Annotated in this window: 15 protein-coding genes; 8 read left to right on the forward strand and 7 right to left on the reverse strand. The window is 58.7% G+C overall.

The window, feature by feature from the left end; all coding sequences use genetic code 11:
• Positions 1–209: 209 nt before the first annotated feature.
• The 5 genes from putP (at position 210) to HMPREF2836_RS07300 (ending at position 5,938) form a co-directional block, all read left to right on the forward strand.
• Positions 210–1,697, forward strand: coding sequence for a sodium/proline symporter PutP (gene putP / locus HMPREF2836_RS07280; protein WP_070629964.1), 1,488 nt, complete (start codon positions 210–212; stop codon positions 1,695–1,697).
• Between the two features lie 186 nt (positions 1,698–1,883).
• A complete protein-coding gene (locus HMPREF2836_RS07285; protein ID WP_005508297.1) occupies positions 1,884–2,837 on the forward strand; it encodes a 1,4-dihydroxy-2-naphthoyl-CoA synthase in 954 nt (317 codons plus the stop codon).
• 188 nt (positions 2,838–3,025) lie between these two features.
• Positions 3,026–4,396 (forward strand): AMP-binding protein, encoded by a 1,371-nt coding sequence (locus HMPREF2836_RS07290; RefSeq protein WP_070629965.1) that lies wholly within the window; start codon positions 3,026–3,028, stop codon positions 4,394–4,396.
• A gap of 126 nt (positions 4,397–4,522) precedes the next feature.
• Positions 4,523–5,437: a 1,4-dihydroxy-2-naphthoate polyprenyltransferase gene (locus HMPREF2836_RS07295; RefSeq protein ID WP_005504756.1), complete on the forward strand. Its 915-nt coding sequence runs from the start codon at positions 4,523–4,525 to the stop codon at positions 5,435–5,437.
• 102 nt (positions 5,438–5,539) lie between these two features.
• Positions 5,540–5,938: a PLD nuclease N-terminal domain-containing protein gene (locus tag HMPREF2836_RS07300; protein ID WP_070629966.1), complete on the forward strand. Its 399-nt coding sequence runs from the start codon at positions 5,540–5,542 to the stop codon at positions 5,936–5,938.
• A gap of 126 nt (positions 5,939–6,064) precedes the next feature.
• On the opposite strand, the gene HMPREF2836_RS07305 is transcribed toward HMPREF2836_RS07300, so the two are convergent.
• The 4 genes from HMPREF2836_RS07305 to HMPREF2836_RS07315 all read right to left on the reverse strand — a co-directional run bounded on the left by HMPREF2836_RS07305 (position 6,065) and on the right by HMPREF2836_RS07315 (position 10,649).
• Entirely contained in the window at positions 6,065–6,754 is a 690-nt protein-coding gene (locus tag HMPREF2836_RS07305; RefSeq protein WP_070629967.1) for a histidine phosphatase family protein, read from the reverse strand.
• A gap of 158 nt (positions 6,755–6,912) precedes the next feature.
• The gene (locus HMPREF2836_RS09155; RefSeq protein ID WP_005504750.1) at positions 6,913–7,011 is read right to left on the reverse strand and encodes a 30S ribosomal protein bS22; all 99 of its coding nucleotides are present in this window, start codon (positions 7,009–7,011) and stop codon (positions 6,913–6,915) included.
• A gap of 263 nt (positions 7,012–7,274) precedes the next feature.
• On the reverse strand, positions 7,275–9,371 hold the full coding sequence (locus HMPREF2836_RS07310; RefSeq protein ID WP_070629968.1) for a FadR/GntR family transcriptional regulator: 2,097 nt from the start codon (positions 9,369–9,371) through the stop codon (positions 7,275–7,277).
• A 93-nt stretch (positions 9,372–9,464) separates the two neighbouring features.
• Positions 9,465–10,649 carry an ArsR/SmtB family transcription factor gene (locus HMPREF2836_RS07315; RefSeq protein WP_070614899.1) on the reverse strand — a complete coding sequence of 395 codons (1,185 nt, stop codon included), beginning with the start codon at positions 10,647–10,649 and terminating at the stop codon, positions 9,465–9,467.
• A 410-nt stretch (positions 10,650–11,059) separates the two neighbouring features.
• Here HMPREF2836_RS07315 and HMPREF2836_RS07320 point away from each other — a divergent pair, with 410 nt between their 5' ends.
• Positions 11,060–12,685 carry a TrkH family potassium uptake protein gene (locus HMPREF2836_RS07320; RefSeq protein ID WP_049338027.1) on the forward strand — a complete coding sequence of 542 codons (1,626 nt, stop codon included), beginning with the start codon at positions 11,060–11,062 and terminating at the stop codon, positions 12,683–12,685.
• A complete protein-coding gene (locus tag HMPREF2836_RS07325; protein WP_005504725.1) occupies positions 12,678–13,340 on the forward strand; it encodes a potassium channel family protein in 663 nt (220 codons plus the stop codon). Before HMPREF2836_RS07320 ends, HMPREF2836_RS07325 begins: the two co-directional genes overlap by 8 nt.
• Before the next feature lie 233 nt (positions 13,341–13,573).
• On the opposite strand, the gene proC is transcribed toward HMPREF2836_RS07325, so the two are convergent.
• Entirely contained in the window at positions 13,574–14,419 is an 846-nt protein-coding gene (gene proC, locus HMPREF2836_RS07330) for a pyrroline-5-carboxylate reductase (protein WP_070614895.1), read from the reverse strand.
• A gap of 351 nt (positions 14,420–14,770) precedes the next feature.
• On the opposite strand from proC, the gene HMPREF2836_RS07335 reads away from it, so the two are divergent.
• Entirely contained in the window at positions 14,771–16,180 is a 1,410-nt protein-coding gene (locus HMPREF2836_RS07335) for a chloride channel protein (RefSeq protein WP_070614894.1), read from the forward strand.
• A 78-nt stretch (positions 16,181–16,258) separates the two neighbouring features.
• Here HMPREF2836_RS07335 and HMPREF2836_RS09465 read toward each other — a convergent pair whose 3' ends face one another.
• Complete coding sequence (locus HMPREF2836_RS09465; RefSeq protein ID WP_070614891.1) at positions 16,259–16,807, reverse strand: DUF6609 family protein; 549 nt, start codon at positions 16,805–16,807, stop codon at positions 16,259–16,261.
• A 499-nt stretch (positions 16,808–17,306) separates the two neighbouring features.
• Complete coding sequence (locus tag HMPREF2836_RS07345; RefSeq protein ID WP_049358929.1) at positions 17,307–18,422, reverse strand: hypothetical protein; 1,116 nt, start codon at positions 18,420–18,422, stop codon at positions 17,307–17,309.
• Between the last annotated feature and the right edge of the window lie 125 nt (positions 18,423–18,547).

Raw genomic sequence — 18,547 nt, forward strand, 5'->3', positions numbered from 1 at the left:
GCACACGCTCCCACAATGACCCACGTGTACGACCATGGATTTTACACAGAAAATACATATTTATTCCATAGATCCTCACCCCTAAGCGTCAAATAGACTTTATTTTCAAGCCCTCAAAGCCTAGACTGTATCCTATGCCACTCATAAAGTTATGGGGTAGCGCATAAATACACACAGGCGCACACTATCACCAGGAGAGAAGGAACATTATGGCCGCGAGTACATACCAGGTCATCGCGCTGGCGATTTATTTTGTTGCCATGATCGCAATCGGCCTATGGGCAAATAGCAAAAACAACAGTCTTGACGACTATGTGCTGGGCGGGCGACAGCTCTCCCCCACCGTCGCCGCTCTCTCAGCGGGCGCCTCCGATATGTCCGGTTGGCTCCTCATGGGTCTGCCCGGCGCCGTCTACCTCAGCGGCCTCTCCCAGGCATGGCTCGCCGTCGGTCTGACCATCGGCGCATGGTGCAACTGGAAGTTCGTGGCACCGCGACTGCGTAGCTACACCGAAGTAGCAGGCGACGCCGTGACCGTCCCCGTCTTCCTGAGCAACCGCCTCCATGACACCAAGCGCGTGCTACGCATCGTCTCCGGCGTCGTGATTCTGGTATTCTTCACCTTCTACGTCTCCTCCGGTATGGTGTCCGGCGGTCTGTTCTTCAAGTCCTCCTTCGGTCAGGAATACCACACCGGTATGCTCCTGTTGGCAGGCATTACCGTGTTCTACACCTTCTTCGGCGGCTTCATGGGCGCGTCCTACACCGACATGGTTCAGGGTCTGCTCATGCTCGCAGCACTGATTGCCGTTCCGGTCGTCACCATCATTGACCTCGGCGGCGTGGGCCCCGTGGTTGAGTCCATCAGCCAGGTACGCCCCGACGCACTGAGCATCTTCGCGGGTACCACCTTCGCCGGTATTGTTTCATCCCTCGCATGGGGTCTGGGCTACTTCGGTCAGCCGCACATTATTGTGCGATTCATGGCAATGCGCACCCCCGCGGACGCTAAGTCTGGCCGCCGCATCGGCATCAGCTGGATGGTTCTGACCGTGTTCGGCGCACTGAGCGGCGCGTTCATGGGTATCGCCTACTTTGCACGCCACCCCGAGGCGTCCCTCACCAACCCCGAAACCGCTGAGTCGGTCTTCCTGGACCTCGCCCAGATTCTGTTCCACCCCCTCATCGCGGGCCTGATTCTGGCTGCGGTTCTGGCGGCAATTATGTCCACCCTCTCCTCGCAGCTGATTGTGTGCTCCTCCGCTCTGGTGGAGGACCTCTACGGCATCTTCTCCTCGAAGAAGCTCAGCGCGTCCAAGTCCCTGTGGCTCGGTCGTGCAGGCGTGGCAATCGTGGCACTGGTCGCCGGCGCCCTGGCGTGGAACCCGAATAGCTCCATTCTGCAGCTGGTCGCATTCGCGTGGGCGGGCTTCGGTTCGGCATTCGGCCCGACCGTTCTGCTCTCCCTCTACTGGCGTAAGCTGACCACCCAGGGTGCACTCGCCTCCATGATTACCGGTGCCGTTGTGGCATTCGCTTGGGGCCAGAGCCCGATGAAGTCCGTGCTCTACGAAATGGTTCCCGGCTTCGCTTCGGCAATGCTGGTCGCAATCATCGTCTCCCTGGTCACCTACAAGAAGAACCCGGTCATTGACGAAGAGTTCGACCGCGCGGTAGAGCTCGCAAAGGTCAAGTAGCCCACAAATAATCGAGACCGGGTAAGGTTCCTTACCCAACCTCTACGGCCCGGACCGCACACACGCGGTCCGGGCCTTCCTATATGCCCGGCAACCTGATTCGCTATGCTCGGCAACCTGATTCGCTATACCGGGCAACCCATGCCACAGCCTCACGCAGCGCCCGGGCAACGTAGAATAGGGTCTATGACTGCACAACTTCCCGAAAAGGTCTCGGACATCTTCAACCCCGCCGACTGGCGTGTCGTCGAAGGCTTCGAAGACTTCACTGACATCACCTACCACCGCCAGGTTGAGCGCGACGAAAACGGCGAAATCCTACGCGATCTGCCCACCGTGCGCATCGCATTCGACCGCCCCGAGGTCCGCAACGCATTCCGCCCGCACACCGTGGACGAACTCTACCGCGCCCTCGACCACGCCCGCATGACCTCCAACGTAGGCACCGTACTGCTCACCGGCAACGGCCCCTCCGCCAAGGACGGCGGCTGGGCATTCTGCTCCGGCGGCGACCAGCGCATCCGCGGCCGCGACGGCTACCACTACGCCAGCGGCGACACCGCAGAAAGCATCGACCCGGCACGCGCAGGCCGACTGCACATCCTGGAAGTGCAGCGCCTCATCCGCACCATGCCCAAGGTCGTTATCGCCCTCGTCTCCGGCTGGGCTGCAGGCGGCGGCCACTCCCTGCACGTGGTAGCTGACCTGACCATCGCCTCCGAAGAGTACGGCAAGTTCAAGCAGACCGACGCAACCGTCGGCTCCTTCGACGCGGGCTACGGTTCGGCACTGCTCGCACGCCAGGTGGGTCAGAAGTTCGCCCGCGAAATCTTCTTCCTCGCCAAGGAATACGACGCACAGCGCATGTACGAAATGGGCGCAGTCAACGACGTAGTCCCCCACGCAGAACTCGAAAACAAGGGCCTGGAATACGCGGCGCACATCGCCCGCCAGTCCCCGCAGGCAATCCGCATGCTCAAGTACGCCTTCAACCTGCCTGATGACGGCATGCTCGGCCAGCAGGTCTTCGCCGGTGAGGCAACCCGCATGGCGTACATGACCGACGAGGCCGTGGAGGGTCGCGACGCGTTCTTGCAGAAGCGTGACCCGGACTGGTCCAACTACCCCTACTACTTCTAAGAGACAGTCCCCTCTACAGAAGTAGTTTCAGATGCATAGGCTCGGAGCCGGATTCAACCCTGAGAACCTCAGCTAAGAATCCGGCTCCGGCGCATTTGATGCCGCCCCTCTCTTTTTCCCCGCCCCGGCATATGACACCGGCGCATAACAGCACGCAGCCGCTACCAACAGCCGCTAAGGATTTAGCCATGATGAACACCCCCGTACCCGGGCTCATGCCCTCCCCCGCCCCGCAGGAGGCTGCCCTGCACCCGCAGGCGGTACAGGTGCGCGCCGACCAGCCCGCCGACCCGCACACCATGCTGGGCGCCTTTGAGCAGCTACTGGGCAGGTACGCGGCGGATGCTGGTGCGGGCGCGGCTGCGGAGCCTATTGCCCTGGTGGTGGGCACCTCCGGATCCACCGGAACCCCCAAACGCACCGCACTGACCGCGCGAGCTCTTGCCGCCAGTGCCGCAGCCACCGAACGCTTCTTCGGCTCAAACTCCGATACGGCATCGCAGTGGCTCCTGGCTCTTCCCGCGCACTATATTGCCGGTGCGCAGGTGCTCGCCCGCTCCGTGCTCGCCGGTACCGCCCCGGTCATTGCCCGCTCCGTCATTGAGCCCGTGCACTTTAGCCCCGAGGTGTTCCTGCAGACGGTTGAGCGCATGAGCTCGGCACGCCGGTTTATCTCCCTGGTACCCACCCAGCTCCATAAACTGCTCGAAAGCGCGGACGCCGATCCGCACCTGGGCGCTGAAATTCACGAGGCGCTCGGATCCTTCACCGGCATCCTGCTTGGAGGCGCCCCCGCCAGCGCCGACCTGCTCGCCGCCGCTACTGCCCTGGGGCTGAACACGGTGACCACCTACGGCAGTGCCGAAACCGCCGGCGGATGCGTCTACTCCGGCTCCGTACTGCCCGGCGTGCGGGTGGAGCTCGTACCGGAAGAAGGCATGCCCGCCGTACCGGATATTGAGGGGAAGCCGGCGAATGAAGAGTCTGTGCAGGTGGGCCGTATTTGGATCAGCGGCGCGCACCTCGCCAGCGGCTACATTGGCGACGCCACCCGCACCGCCGAGCACTTCTTCACCGCCGCCGACGGCACCCGCTGGTACCGCACCGACGACTACGGGCTGTTGAGCCCTGTAGCGGTTCCCAACAGCAACAAGAACTGTAGCGAACCGCGCCTGCAGGTGCTCGGCCGTAGCGACGACGTACTCATCAGCGGAGGCGTAAAAATCTCCGCCCGCGCCGTGGCGACCGTCCTTGAAGAGCACCCCGCCGTACGCGAAGCCTGCGTAGTCGGCCTGCCCGATGCCCGCTGGGGCACAGCCATTGCCGCCGCGGTCACGCTCGTACCTTCTGCCGGTGCCGCGGCTACATCTACCGAGAATCGTCCCGCCCTGAACGAAGAACTCTGCGCCCTACTGCGTGCCCGCTGCGCCGAAAAGCTCGGTGCCCCCGCCGCACCCAAGCATCTGAGCATCCTGCCGGATTTCCCGCTCACCAGCACCGGCAAGCCGGACCGCGCAGAAATATACAGTATCCTGGACAGAGACTATCGTCAGGGCTAAAGCAGGCTCATCCGCGGGTTTTCACCCCGCACACGCAGTCGCCCGCACGCTCTGACCGTCACCGTCACAACCCGTCTCATCACAAAACCCACGCATCATACGCACTTAGACCCGGAAGGAACCCCCGTGGCAACTGCCGCCCAATGGATCGAAGGCGCTCGCCTGCGCACCCTGCCGCTCGCCGTCGCCCCCATTATTGCCGGCTCAGCTGCCGCCTACGAGATCAACGAATTCAAGCCGCTCTACGCGTTCTTGGCGTTCCTCGTCGCGTTCTTCCTGCAGGTCGGCGTGAACTACGCCAACGACTACTCCGACGGCATCAAAGGCACCGACGAAGACCGCGTGGGTCCGCTACGCCTCGTCGGTTCCGGCGTGGCAAGCCCCCGCTCCGTCAAGTACGCCGCCTTCGCCTGCTTCGGTCTAGCGATGCTTGCCGGTCTTGCCCTGGTGGCTCTGGCGAACCAGTGGTGGTTCCTGGCGATTGGCGCCTCCAGTGTCTTCGCGGCGTGGGGCTACACCGGAGGCAAGCACCCCTACGGCTACATGGGTCTGGGAGACGTGTTCGTCTTCGTTTACTTTGGTCTGGTTGCTACCCTGGGCACCCTCTATACGCAGGCGCATACCCTGACCCTGCTCGGCTGGGTTGGCGCTATCGGCATTGGTCTGATTTCCTGTGCGCTGCTCATGGCGAATAACGTGCGTGACATTCCCACCGACATTGAGGCGGGCAAGCTGACCATGGCGGTCCGCCTGGGCGAACGCTGGTCGCGCATCACCTACATCGTGGAGATGGCGCTGGCACTGGGCCTGGGTGTGCTCCTGCTCGATGAGAACCCCTGGTTCCTGTTGATCTTCCTGCTGGTCGGCCCGACCATCCACTCCTGCGTGACCGTGTGGACGCGCGGCGGCCGCGACCTGATCCCCGTGCTCAAGCAGGCGGGTATTGTGGCGCTCGTGTACTCCGTGATTCTTGCCCTCGCCGTGTGGCTGGGCTCGCTGGACATTATTAGCCACGAAGTTCAGGTGTTCACCGGCTACTAAGCCGACGTACAAATCTGCGCCGGATTGCCGCGCCGTTACGCCGCTAGCGGGCACCCGGTTCACAGTTCCGCAATAACGCGGCGGTGTGTCATAGTAGTGCTTATGATTCGAGCCATGCTGATTATTGGCGGCGCCGCCCTCATCGTGGGGCTGACCCTCTACACCCTCTTGGACGCCGTCCGCACCCCCGCACACGAGGCGCGAACCCTGCCCAAGTGGTTGTGGGTTCTCGTCACCCTACTCTTCCCCGTGGTGGGCCCGCTCATGTGGCTTATCCTGGGCCACCCCAAGGCACAGCCCGCAGCAGGCACTCCTCGCCCCGGCTTCGGTCAGCGACGCAGCACCCCGGCGCCCTCGGTGTCTTCCCCCGACGACGATGAAGAGTACCTGCGCTGGCTCAAAGCAAAAGCAGAACGCGAACGCCGCAGCCGCGAAGCAGAATCCCAGAACAAACAAGACCCCGAGGACAACACTCCTGGTCAAAGCAGCGGGCAGAACTAGTCAGGACAGCTAGGCTCGCACCCCCTCAAGGTTTACAGCAAGAGGCTGTGAGCGCATCCGCAACGGATGGGCTCACAGCCTCTTACTATGCTCAAAAACAGCTTCAGGAACTAGCTACCGGATGTTTCAGCTACCGGGCAGCTGAATCACGCCACCGTACAGCGGCGCGGCAGGCTCCGAATACCCAACACAATGCGGCATCTCATGCTCAAAATCAGTGGTGCTAAACGCCAGAGTCGTGATCGACGCCAGGTTGCACTCACGGGCACGCGGGTCATGCTGCAGCATGCGGCCCTCAACCCCCAGGCGAGTAATCCAAATCGGCAGCTGGTGCGACACAATAATCGCCTCCGCACCCTCGCCGCCGCGCTCGTAGGCGGTACGCGCCGCATCCTGAACAGCTGCAGCCATACGGCGAATCTGCTCCAGGTACGACTCACCCCAGGAGGGGCGCGCCGGGTTGTACAGCTTCGTCCAGTGACGCGGGTTCCTCAGCAACTCCTGCGCGTTCACGTGCAGACCCTCAAAGTAGTTATCCGCCTCAATGACGCGCTCATCCGGCTGCGCGGTCAGACCCAGCAGCTCCTCAACCGGAGCGGCAGACTCACGGGTACGCTGCAGCGGCGAACAGACCAGATGCACGAAACGGGCGCCTCGCTCAGCACGAGCCGCGAACTCCTCGGCGCTCAGGCGCACCATCTGCTGGCCTTTATCGGACAGACGGTAACCGGGCAGACGGCCGTACACGATACGCTCGGGGTTGTGCACCTCGCCGTGACGCATGAGGTGAACTTTAATGGTGGAAGTTTCAGTCATAATCCCAGTCTCTCAGATAGCGCGCCGCACCCCAAACAAGTGACCCGCACATACCCTCTACAAATACAAAACCTGGCGTACAAAACCCGGCCCGCCAAAACTGCAGGAACGCGAAAACCCCGCCTCTCCATGCGGAGGGCGGGGCGAAAGAAGTCTATTTACTTCTTGTTGCGGCGCTGGTGGCGGGTCTTACGAAGCAGCTTGCGGTGCTTCTTCTTGGACATACGCTTGCGGCGCTTCTTGATAACGGAACCCATAGGATTTCCTCACTTTACTCGTACCCGGCCGAGCCATTCGACTCGGTAGCTACCCGGGGATATTTATACCGGTATAACCGATCCAAAACGCATTTTAGGCACAGAAATACCCTTGCGTTTTAGAGCGCTACCTACCTAGAGTACTAGGTTTACCCCCATTTTCACCATTCGAGAGCGGCTTTTCAGGAGTTTTTCCCTGAATTTCCGCTTTTCCCGCGGGTATATCGAGGATATCTCGGGGCGAAAACGGGGATTCGGTAGCCCTAACGGCGCTTCTTCTTCGACTTCTTCGAGCCCTTAGCGCGGCCATGAGACAGCACCGAACCGGAAGAAGCTACAGCATCCTCAGGAGCGCTCTCCTCAGCCGAGGAGGCGACCTCTACCGATTCCGCAGCCGATTCCTGGGCGGGATTAGAAGCCTCAGCGGGTTCTTCAAGCGGCTCTTCTACCGAAACCTCTTCAGCGGCGCTTTCCTCAGCCGCCTCTTCTTCAGCCGCCGCATGCAACGCCTTCAAACGCTCAGCACGCTCAGCCTCGGCACGAGCCAGCGCCTCCTCATCAATGACGGGCTGGGACTCGGGCTTCGTTTCAGCCTTCAGGACCTGCTCCTTCTCGGCACTCTCCTGCGCTTCGTCATGCTCAGGTTCGTACACATCCACGCCAAAGAAACGCTTCATCTTCGAGAAGATGCCGCCGCGCTCCTGCACCGGCTCCTCATGCGGAAGCTTCTCGTAAGTATCGTGAATGGTCGCTGCCGCCTCAAGGCGGGTAGGCTCAGCAGGCTGAACGGCGGGCGCCTCCTGGCGCGCAGGGGCACGCAGAACATTCTCAGCCGATTCAGACTCCGCAGGAGCCGCGGCAGTCACAACAGCCGCGGGACGCGCGGTACGGGCAGGCGCAGTCAGCACCTTGCTACGATCCACAGGCTTAATGATGGTCGCACGCACCGGGGAAACAATCTGGCCGCTACGACGACGCGGAGCCGCCGTGGAGGCGCGCAGAACCTTCGCGGGACCCTCAGCCTCTTCCTGCGCGTACGCGGCAGGGACACTCGGCAGCTGACCGCTGGGGGTCTGGGAGCTGAGAGTCTGCGAGCTGAGGGGCTGGGAAGCGAGAGTCTGGGAGCTAGCCGCTACAGAAGCAACCGGTGCCGCAGAAGCAGCCGGGGTAACCTGCGATACCGAGGTGCTACGGCGCGGGGTGCCGAAGCTCAGCGGCACATCCGCGCTCACCGAATGAGCGGTAGGCTGCGCGGGAGCAGCAGGAGCTGCAGGAGCTGCAGCAGGTGCGGGCTGAGCAACAGCGGGAATGGAACGTTCTACCTTGTCAGAGCCAGAAGCGTTAGAGCTAGAAAGAACCTCGGCAGGCTCATCAACCCGATCCACAGGAGTCTCAGCAGCAGTCTCCTCAATGTAGACAATATCGCCCTCAGGCACCGTGTACTCCACGACAGAAGACGGAGCAGAAGCCTGAACAGGCTCAGCCGCAGGCTCCACAGAAGCGGGTGCCGCAACGGGTGCATCTGCGGCGGGCAGACCCTCCACATCAGCGAAGGACGGGTCATCCTGCATCAAATCATCAAAGTCATCAGCGGCAAACTCATCCGCATCAACCGGCGCAAACTCAGAAGCAATCGGCTCACCCGGCAGACCATTCGCAGAGGTCGCCTCCTGCTCCAGGTCAATACCGGCATCGGAATACATGCCGCGCAGCTGACCAATCACCATGGCACGCGCAGTCGCAGCGTCGCCAGCCTTCAGAGCCTCCGCAATAGCGCGACTCTCAGCACGCAAACGCTCCACAGCGCTACTCCACAGCGGCATACGGCCCACCAGCGACAGCATCGACTCAAAGCTAGGCTGACGCACCGACGCGAGCAGACCCACCAGCAGCTCGTTACCACCGCAACGCATCACCTGGTGGTGGAACGTCAACAGAAGCTCCAGGAAGTCACGAATCGACAGATCGAAATCTTCCATCTGCTCCAGGACCTCGTCCATCTCCGCGAAGGAGGCGGTCTTCGGGTCAATACGCGCAATCGCCCAGCTTTCCAGCAGAATACGGGTCTGCACCAGGTCACGAGTCGGGTAACGCGAACTGGACATGTGCAGGCGCAGAGCGGCACTCGCGGCAGCGGCAGGCTCATCACTCAGGTGTACCAGCATTTCCTTGCCGCGGCCGTTGTACAGCTGCACCAGATCCATATCTTCCAGGGTGCGCAGAGCCTCGCGAGTGCGGGAACGACCCACACCAATAGCGCGTGCAATCTCGCTATCGCTGGGCAGGTCCTGACCCAGCTGAATATTGCCCTCGAACAGTTCGTTCTCGAGCCAGCGCAGAATTTTACGATGAATAGCCACGTGAATGCGTCTTTCGGTTAGATAAAGGTGAGTGAGAGTGTGTGTGCTTTATCGATGAGTTATGCCGGAGGTTGAACGGCGTCAGGGCGCGCCTTAGCGGCGGCGGCCACGCAGGAAGCCGAAGAGACCACCGCGGTGGGCGTCCTTCACCTCGGTACTGGTCGTCTCAGTGCTGGGGCGGTACACCGAATCGTAGGCGGGCATGGTCTGATACTCGGTCTCCTCAGAGGAAGTCTCAGACGCGCCTTCAGCCTTGTCAGACTCTTCTACAGCGGCCTTCTCGGGGGCAGATTCTTCAACTGCAGGTTTCTCAGTAGCTACGGTTTCTTCAACCGAGGGTTTCTCCTCAGCCTTTTCTGCAGGCTGTTCGTTGACAGTCTTCTCAGCCACCGCGGGCTCCTCGGCAGCAGGAGCTTCGGGGGTCACAGCAATAGGCTGAATCGAACCGCCCACAACCGCAGCCGGGTCAATACCGTAAGACACAGTAGCGGCAGGCTGAGCGATTACCACCGGCTTATCCTCTACGACAGGCTTCGCCTCAGTGGTCTTGTTGGTCTCAGCGGGCTTCACCTCAGCGGATGCCGCCGGGGTAGCGGGCTGAACGGGGGTTGCCGACGCCGCGGGGGTCACCCCAGCATCGTAACCGTACGATGCGGGAGTGAAGGGGCGCATCGGGGTGCTATCCACTGCCTCTTCCTGCGGGGTAGGCTCAGTAGCTCCTGCCTTCTCAGCGACAGCTTCGGAAGCGGCACTCTCAGCAGCCTGCTCCGCAGGGCGCGAGTAGATGCGCGCGCTGGGGGTCAGGTACTGTGCGCGGGCGCGCTGAATGCGAGCCTGCTCGATTTCCTCGGAGGTGGGTGCCTCAACGGTGAGAGTTTCGGAGTCGGTCGCCTCGGGCTTCGGAGCACTCTTTTCGGAGGTCTTCTCGACCGGCTTCTCAGCTGCCGTCTTATCGGAGGCAGATGCAGTCACGCCACCGGGCAGTGCCACGGGTGCGTGCGCCTCATTGGACTGACGTGCAATCTGAACGGTCTCGTTGATCCACTCGGTCACGGTGGCGAATACATCCGGGTTCAGGGAGTAGAGGCGACGCTGCCCCTCCACGGTCACGGAGACCACATCTGCATCGCGAAGGACTTTCAGGTGCTTCGAAATGGTCGGCTGGCTCATGCCCAGCTTTTCAACCACTGCACCCACCGTGTGGGTTTGCTCAGCGAGAATACGCACAATTCGGCGGCGAGTCGGATCCGCGATGACAGAAAAAACATCAGAATGCATATAGCGATTATGACATATAAAGTGACGCCTCAAGCTTAGAATGAGGCTGATACAGAAATTACCTTCAAAAATTCTGAAAGACCGCTGAATGCTACCTCAATATGAAGCACTGAAGGGGAGAAAAGCATGAAGTGCCTATCACATCTCGTGGAGATTTCCTGTATCTCATCCTAGGCATATGCGAGCCACCCAGACCCTCAATACTTATATAGCTAATTCAGAATATATAGTTTTCGTGGTTCCACCCACAAAACCAACCGCACGCCTTCTCCAAGCTCACATATTTACCCCCAAACCACCAGAGCCTCAACCCCCTCAGTAGGCACCCGGCGCGATACACTAGAAGGCGTCAAAACAGGCACATATCCGCCGCCCAACACACCAACACCCAGACCCGCTGAAGGAGGCGCATGGGACGCATACTCCGCCGCACCCGGCGCCGACACCACCACCCCCAGGGCCAGCTCAACCGCCGCTGGGACACCCTCAGCGGCACCACATCCGTGCCTCAAAAGCAGCAGGTTCACCGTAGTCGACGCGACCGTCTCGAGGCCGAAAACCTTAGCATCCTCACGAGTGTGCCCGGTATTGACCTCGATCGTCTGCTTGCCCTACGCGACCACGTGAGCGAAACCTCCGAGGTTCAGCGTAAGCGCGCCCCCATGGGGTTCAATCTGCAGACCCTCGAACGGTTCCGTGACTTTATTGACGTGACCGTTCTTGCCTCGCCTTCGCGCACCGCAATCACTGCGTTTCTGCTGGTCATCATCTTCTTTACGCTCACCTTGCTACTGCCCATCTCCTCCAATGATGGGCAGCCCGCGCCTTTCCACCACGCATTTTTTACCTCTACCAGCGCGGTGACGGTGACCGGCCTGACTACCGTCTCCACCGCCGAGCAGTGGTCCACCTTCGGTCAGGCAATGATTCTTGTGGCTTGTCAGGTCGGTGGTTTGGGTACTCTGACCATTACCTCCCTGCTGGCGCTGGCTATCGGCCGTAAGATGGGTCTGCGCACCAAACTCATCGCACAGGAAGACCTGAACATCAGCCGTCTTGGCGAGGTCGGTGGCATCATCAAGAGCGTCTCCTATGCTTCATTCTCCATCGAGGCAATCATTGCGCTTGTGCTGATTCCTCGTTTCCTGACCCTCGGCGAAGACCCGTTCCAAGCCATCTGGCACAGCATCTTCTACGCTATTTCAGCTTTCAACAATGCAGGCTTCACTCCGCATTCCGACGGCATCGTGCCTTACGGCCATGACCTTTTCCTGCTCGTGCCCATCTGCATTGCCGTGTTCTTGGGCTCGCTCGGTTTCCCTGTTTTCATTGCGATTCAGCATCATCCTTTCCGCCCCCGCCACTGGTCGCTCACCGCGAAGCTGACCACCGTGACGACCCTGTTTTTCTTTGCTTTTGGCGCGTTCTTCTGGGGTCTCTTCGAGTGGAACAACCCCGCCACCATCGGCGACTACTCCGCAGGCGACAAGGTTCTGAACGCCATTTTTGCTTCTGTAATGATGCGTTCGGGCGGCTTCAATCTGGTCGATATGAGCAGCATTACCCCCGTCTCCACGCTCCTGACGGACATGCTCATGTTCATTGGCGGTGGCTCCGGCTCGACCGCGGGTGGCGTGAAGGTCACGACCATCGCCGTGATTGCCCTGTCTATCCTTGCTGAGGCGCGAGGCGATCAGAAGGTTGTCGCGTTCAACCGCACCATCCCCGAGTCCTCCCTGCGTATTGCTATCTCCGTGATTGTTATGGGTGCTACCGTGGTAGGTGTCGGCGCCGCGTCGATTCTGATTATTAGCGGCGCGGACCTCAAGGAGGTCATTTTCGAGGTCATCTCCGCCTTCGCGACCTGCGGCCTCTCGAATGGTCTCTCCTCCAGCCTGCCGCCGGCGGGTATCTATGTGCTCAGCGGCCTGATGCTCATTGGCCGTGTGGGCACCACAACCGCCGCGACCGGCCTGGCGCTGCGTTCACGCCGCCGCCTCTACAAGTTCCCCGAAGAAAGGCCCACCATTGGCTAGTGCACATAACGCCCCCGTCCTCGTGATTGGTCTGGGACGCTTCGGCTCCGCGGTGGCGGCCCAGCTGCGCCTGCAGAACAAGGAGGTCCTTGCTATTGAGAAGGACCCCGAGCTGGTGCAGAAGTGGTCCGGCGTGCTGACCCATGTGGTCTCCGCCGATGCGACCGATATCGACACCCTGCACCAGTTGGGTGCGGACGATTTCGGTTCCGCCGTGGTGGGTGTGGGCACCTCGGTGGAGGCATCCGTGCTGATTACCGCGAACCTCGTGGACATTGGCGTGGAGCGTATTTGGGCGAAGGCTATTACCCCCGCGCACGGCAAGATTCTGGAGCGTATTGGCGCGCACCACGTGGTCTACCCTGAGGCGGATGCCGGCCGCCGCGCCGCGCACCTGGTCTCGGGTCGACTGCTGGATTACATTGAGTTTGATGACGACTTCGCGATTGCGAAGATGCGCCCGCCGAAGGAAACCCACGGCTTCACCCTTGCTGAGTCGGATATCCGCTCCAAGTACGGCGTGTCCGTGGTCGGCATTAAGTCCCCAGGTGAGGACTTCACCTACGCGGACGCCACCACCCGCATTCACTCGCGCGACATTCTGATTGTGTCCGGTCAGGTGGACCTGATTGAGCGTTTCGCGGCACGACCCTAAGCGCGTTTTTCCTCGCTGCGGCGGTTATCTTCCCCAGCTCTGCTGGTTTTGAAGAGCCCGCATTTGAGTAGCCCGCGATTAGACATAGAAAAGCAAATAGGCATAGAAAAACAGCCTCTTCCCGTTCTGCCGGGAGGAGGCTGTTTTTCTGTAGTTTCACCTAGTCAGGGGGGGGATGCTACCAGACGGTATTAGTCCCCGCTGATTAGTTTCCACTGGTTAATTCCCGCTGATTAGTCCTCATCAGCGGTGTACAGCTGGCTCATTTCCGCCGAACGTGCCGCACAGGCGCGCATCGCGTCCTCGGTCAGCTGGAAGAGGCCACCGTCCACGAAGGTGTTCAGTGCACGCTCGGTGGTGCCGTTCGGGCTTGTCACGGCGCGGCGCAGGGCGGGCGCATCCGGGTTGGTGTCGAGCAGGAAGCCCGCACCGGCAACGGTTGCGCTGGCAAGCTTGAGGGCGGTGTCTGCGTCCAGGCCGAGCTTCTCACCGGCGGCGGCCATCGCCTCCGCAAGCAGGAACGCGTATGCCGGGCCGGAGCCGGAGACGGCGGTGACCGCATCCATCTGATCTTCGCGGACCTCAACGACCAAGCCGACAGTGCCCAGGACCTCTTCGACGAGCTTCTTCTGCTCGTTCTTCACGGTGTCGGTGGTGGAGATGGCGAGCACGCCCTTGCCCACGGAGGAGGGGGTGTTCGGCATGCAGCGAACAATGGGCTGACCTGCGGGAAGGCACTCGGCGAGGGTTTCGAGGGTCACGCCAGCAGCAACGGACACCACAACAGCGTTCGGCGCGAGGGCGGGTGCAATATCGCGGGCAAGCTCAACAATGCCGTAGGGCTTCACGCCGAGCAGAACGACGTCTGCGTGGGCGGTTGCCTTGTGGTTGCCGTCAGCTTCGCCGCCGGTGGTGATGATTTCTACCTTGTCGCCGAGGCGCTGGGCGAGGGCAGCGCGAGATTCTTCGCTACGCACGGTGGCGCGAATGTGGGCGGGGTCGTGGCCTGCAGCGAGCAGACCTGCGGCGATGGAGCCGTTCATGGAGCCGGTGCCGAGAAAAGCAATAGTTGCGGTCATCGTTGATCCTTCCTAATGGGGTGCCTGCGCCGGGTGCCGGCAGGCGTGCCGCCGGTGTGTTCCGGGGGCTACTGTTCGGTGCGCGGCGGGCGCGTGGAGGCGTACCCTTCCAGCATAGCGGGTGTGGCTACGGGCATGTGACCTGGCTCTGTTTCTTCCGCGTTTTCTGGGCGGCGGCTTCACCTCATGCTCCGCGACCCAATGGGCGGGGCTCCGCTTCTCACGTTCTGGCATGCCGGGGAGGGCGTAATTCTGCGGGCGTAGAATGAAAACAGCTTCACCCGCGGCAGTTTGTGCCGGGCATGAAGCCTCCAACACCACACAGCACGCAACACACAAACCCCTTTTTCTATGTCTTCTCATACTGGTTCTTCCTCGAGTTCTTCCCCGAATAGCCCGCAGAGCCCTGCGGGTTTCCGTTCTTTTTCGTTTCGCCTCCTGCTGGGGCTGACCCTTGCCGCGCTGGTCACGGGCGTGTTCAGCGGCTTGGGCGCGATTGCTCTGCATTATGTTCTGGACTTCATGCAGGAGCTAACTTTCGGTCAGGCTGAGGGTCATCACCCGATGGTGACTGACGGCGCCGATCCGGCGCGTCGTGCCTTGGTTTTGGCGGCGCTGGGCCCGTTTGTGGCGCTGGTATGGTACTACCTGCAGTCCGGTGGGCGGCGTGTGGTCGGCGTGAAGTCGCAGATTGCCGGTGCTACCGAGGAGGACCGCACCCCGTCACTGTGGCGGCAGATTTCGCATTCGGTGATTCAGATTGTTGCGGTGGGTGCGGGCTCTCCTGTGGGTAAGGAAGTCGCGCCTCGTGAGCTGGGTGCTTTGGCGGCTGGCCGCACCTCGAATCTGCTGGAGCGTCTTGGTTTTGTGGGCGCTGACGGTGCCGCACTGTTGGGTGTTCGTGAGCGTAGTCTGCTGGTGGCGGCGGGTGCGGCATCCGGTTTGGCGGCGGTGTATCAGGTGCCGATTGGTGGCGTGGTGTACCTTGTGGAGGCGATGGCTGTTGGTTTGAGCCTGCGGTCGCTATATGTGGGTGCGGTGACGGTGTGGACGGCGACGGTCACGGCGAATCTGGTGATCGTCAATGAGCCGACGTACCCGGTGCCGCAGCTTCCGTTGGATGCGACGACGCTGACAGTGGCGGCGCTGACGGGTGTGGTGTTGACTCCGTTGGCGTTGGGTTTTAGGGCGTTGTCGCAGCGTGCGGAGAAGTTGAAGGCGAAGGATCGTTCTCTTCTGTGGCGTATTCCTGTAGCGTTTGCGCTGGTCGCGGTGGTTTCGCTGTGGCTTCCGGAGATTCTGGGTAATGGTCGTCTGCTGACTCAGCACACGTTTAATGTGTCGCTGGATGCGGCGGCGGGCGGTTTGACCGCATCGGCGGCAGTGTATGTGTTGGCGTTGGCTGTTGCGAAGGCTGCCGTGGTGGTGTTGAGTCTGCGTTTCGGTTCTTATGGCGGTACGTTGACGCCGGGTTTGGCGTTGGGTGCGGCGGTTGCGTTTTGTGTGGCGGCGCTGGTGCTGTGGGCGTTCCCGGGTTTGGGCGGGGTGCCGGGTGGCGCGTCGATGGTGTTGTATGCGGCGGCGTTGACGGGTACGGCGGCGTTTTTGGGTATTTCGATGAATGCGCCGTTGTCTGCGTTGACGTTGTTGATTGGTTTTACGGGTCAGGGTGCGAGTGCGTGGCTGCCGATGGCGGTTGCGGTGGGCACGGCGGTGCTGACCCGCTGGGCGTGGACACGGGCGTTCGGCGCTAAGAAGTAGGTCCTGACAGGTGGCGGGCGGCCCCGGATGCGTGTGTGCGTCCGGGGCCGCCCTGTTTTGCCGTGCCGAAGATTTGCCTTACTTTTGTTTTGACGGCTTTGAAAGGAATAGCAGATAGATTCCGAAGAGGAGCTTAATCGCCGCATCGATATATGCAATTACCTCTAACGGGATGCTGGTAAAAATATATCCTGCAAACACGTTAATGGCACAGATAAGACCCAGATATATCATTGACTTTCCATGCACAAAATAGTATGGGAAGAAATGCAGCGCGGTTGCCATCAGCGCTCCCAGCCAAATCAGTCTCCAATTTTCAGTTGCAAAGAATGGGCCGCCCAGCAAAATCATCAAGACAAATAATAGAATAACGGCACGTGAAGATACTTTCTTTTGAAATTCACTTGAAGGACCATCAGACAGGCTATTTAGCACCTTTTTGTTCATGTTGATCGAGAAAAAGCTAATAACATAGCCAATACTGAATACTTGCATGTTTATTATTTGCTTTCCTCCAGTCATGGCGGCTATTGCTATAACTGCCGCCACCACAATTAACCACAGGCCGCATGCCCTCTTATAGTTAAATTCTAGCTTTTCATCTTTGTTATAGTTTAGAAAACTCATCGATACCTCCAATAGCCTCTCGTAGAGTCACTTCTCTTGTTACGTCACTAAATTTTAATATGAAAAAATTCTGCAATATATCAATATTACCCAGTCCTTCTGACTATTAATTACATCTCCTATGATTATATCAAAATAGCAATAGAGAATTCGTCAAAAAAGCAAAAGAGACAGCCCCGGATGCGTGCATGCATCCGGGGCCGCCTGCTTTTTAGACCGAGGTTTTCGATAGGTTAGTGTCTTCGCCGTGGGTCTTTAACCCGCAGTGAAGACACTAACCTATCGACGAAAAGGCTAAATCATAACCCATAACCGGCTCTCACCTACCTGTCGCAGATGGAGATCCGGTCAAGGGGTACGGATTCGTGCCATAGGTTAGTGTCTTTGGTCGTAGTTAAAAACCATGGCCGAAGACGCTAAACCAAGGCACAAATTCTGCACGGGTTATAGGTTCCCTACAGCTAGAAACTACAGAGGAGGAGGGTCTAACCAAAATGCGTTAACCACGGTTCCGAGATTCCCACTCTTTAGAAATCCACAGAACCAACCGCCTGATTATGGAGGATTTTTTACCTTTCATATTTTCATCTTGCCCAGTTTGGTCTCCCCCTAAAGTTCCCTCTACAAATCCAAAAATTTCTGGTCTATATTCACCGTAGTTGTATCCACGACTCTTATGCCTAATATTTATGAGCCAATGAGGAAGACCATAAATAATTAGCCCCAAAATACTTAAATATCTTGAATTCACTGTTTCTGGGCAGGATACAAAATTGCGATATTTTCCATTCCACAGGGCAAAGAAAAATCTTTGCGAATTACTATCCACAGTAGAAGAATTTTTCAACACATCTTTAAACTCTTCATGTGACATATTTTCTTGAAGAATGCGAAGGTAACCATATTCAGCAAAACATTTCCCCGTCAAGCCCGCATGAATAGCACTTATAGCATTATTGAAAAATACCGACAGCCAGGGAATAAATCCAATCAAGAATACACCCTCAGCCAAACGTACAATATCCCAATTCCCAGACATAATATAATCAAACATATAAATTAAGTATGCCACTATAAATATAGATGCAAATATGAATATTAGAGCCGAAATAAACACTTCAAACGCAGTAAATACAGCACTTCCAAAGTTTGGAATAGATTTGACTTTAATGCTGCTAACTATTATTCCTTCGGGAACATTTAAGAGACGTTTCTGTCCATTAATGTCCGGGCAGACAGAGATTACTTTGCGCTCCCAAACAGCACGCTCAAGAGCCACTTTTCGAGATTTTCTAATTTCTTGATATTCATTTTTTATGCCTTCAAGCTTGTTGCCTTTTTCAAATTCCATAAGATCTTTATGATTTTTAGAGATTTCAAGCCATTCCTTATAACGAGTTAACTCAGGTGGCATCCCTTGTTTAGAGATTTCCATCTGCTTATTCTCCCTGCGAGCAGTCAGCATAAGACTTAAAGCAGCGATGGTTGCGGTTGCAATCGGTGCGATTGCAGAAATTAGTACTTTGCCGAATTCCTGGTCATGAGTCCAATGCCAGAGATAATCCCAGGTAAATCCCTCAGCTAGCACCTGTGCTAACAGTAGTTGGTTCGTCATCGGTGATTACTCCTTTCTTCGTATTGTCGATTAATTACCTTAGCAAAAAAATTTCACACTTTTCATAGCCCCTTATCAAATTTACCGAAACCCAATCCATAAAAAATATTTTCATCACCACACAA

This window comes from Rothia sp. HMSC065C12 (assembly GCF_001812085.1).
Lineage (GTDB): Bacteria > Actinomycetota > Actinomycetes > Actinomycetales > Micrococcaceae > Rothia > Rothia mucilaginosa.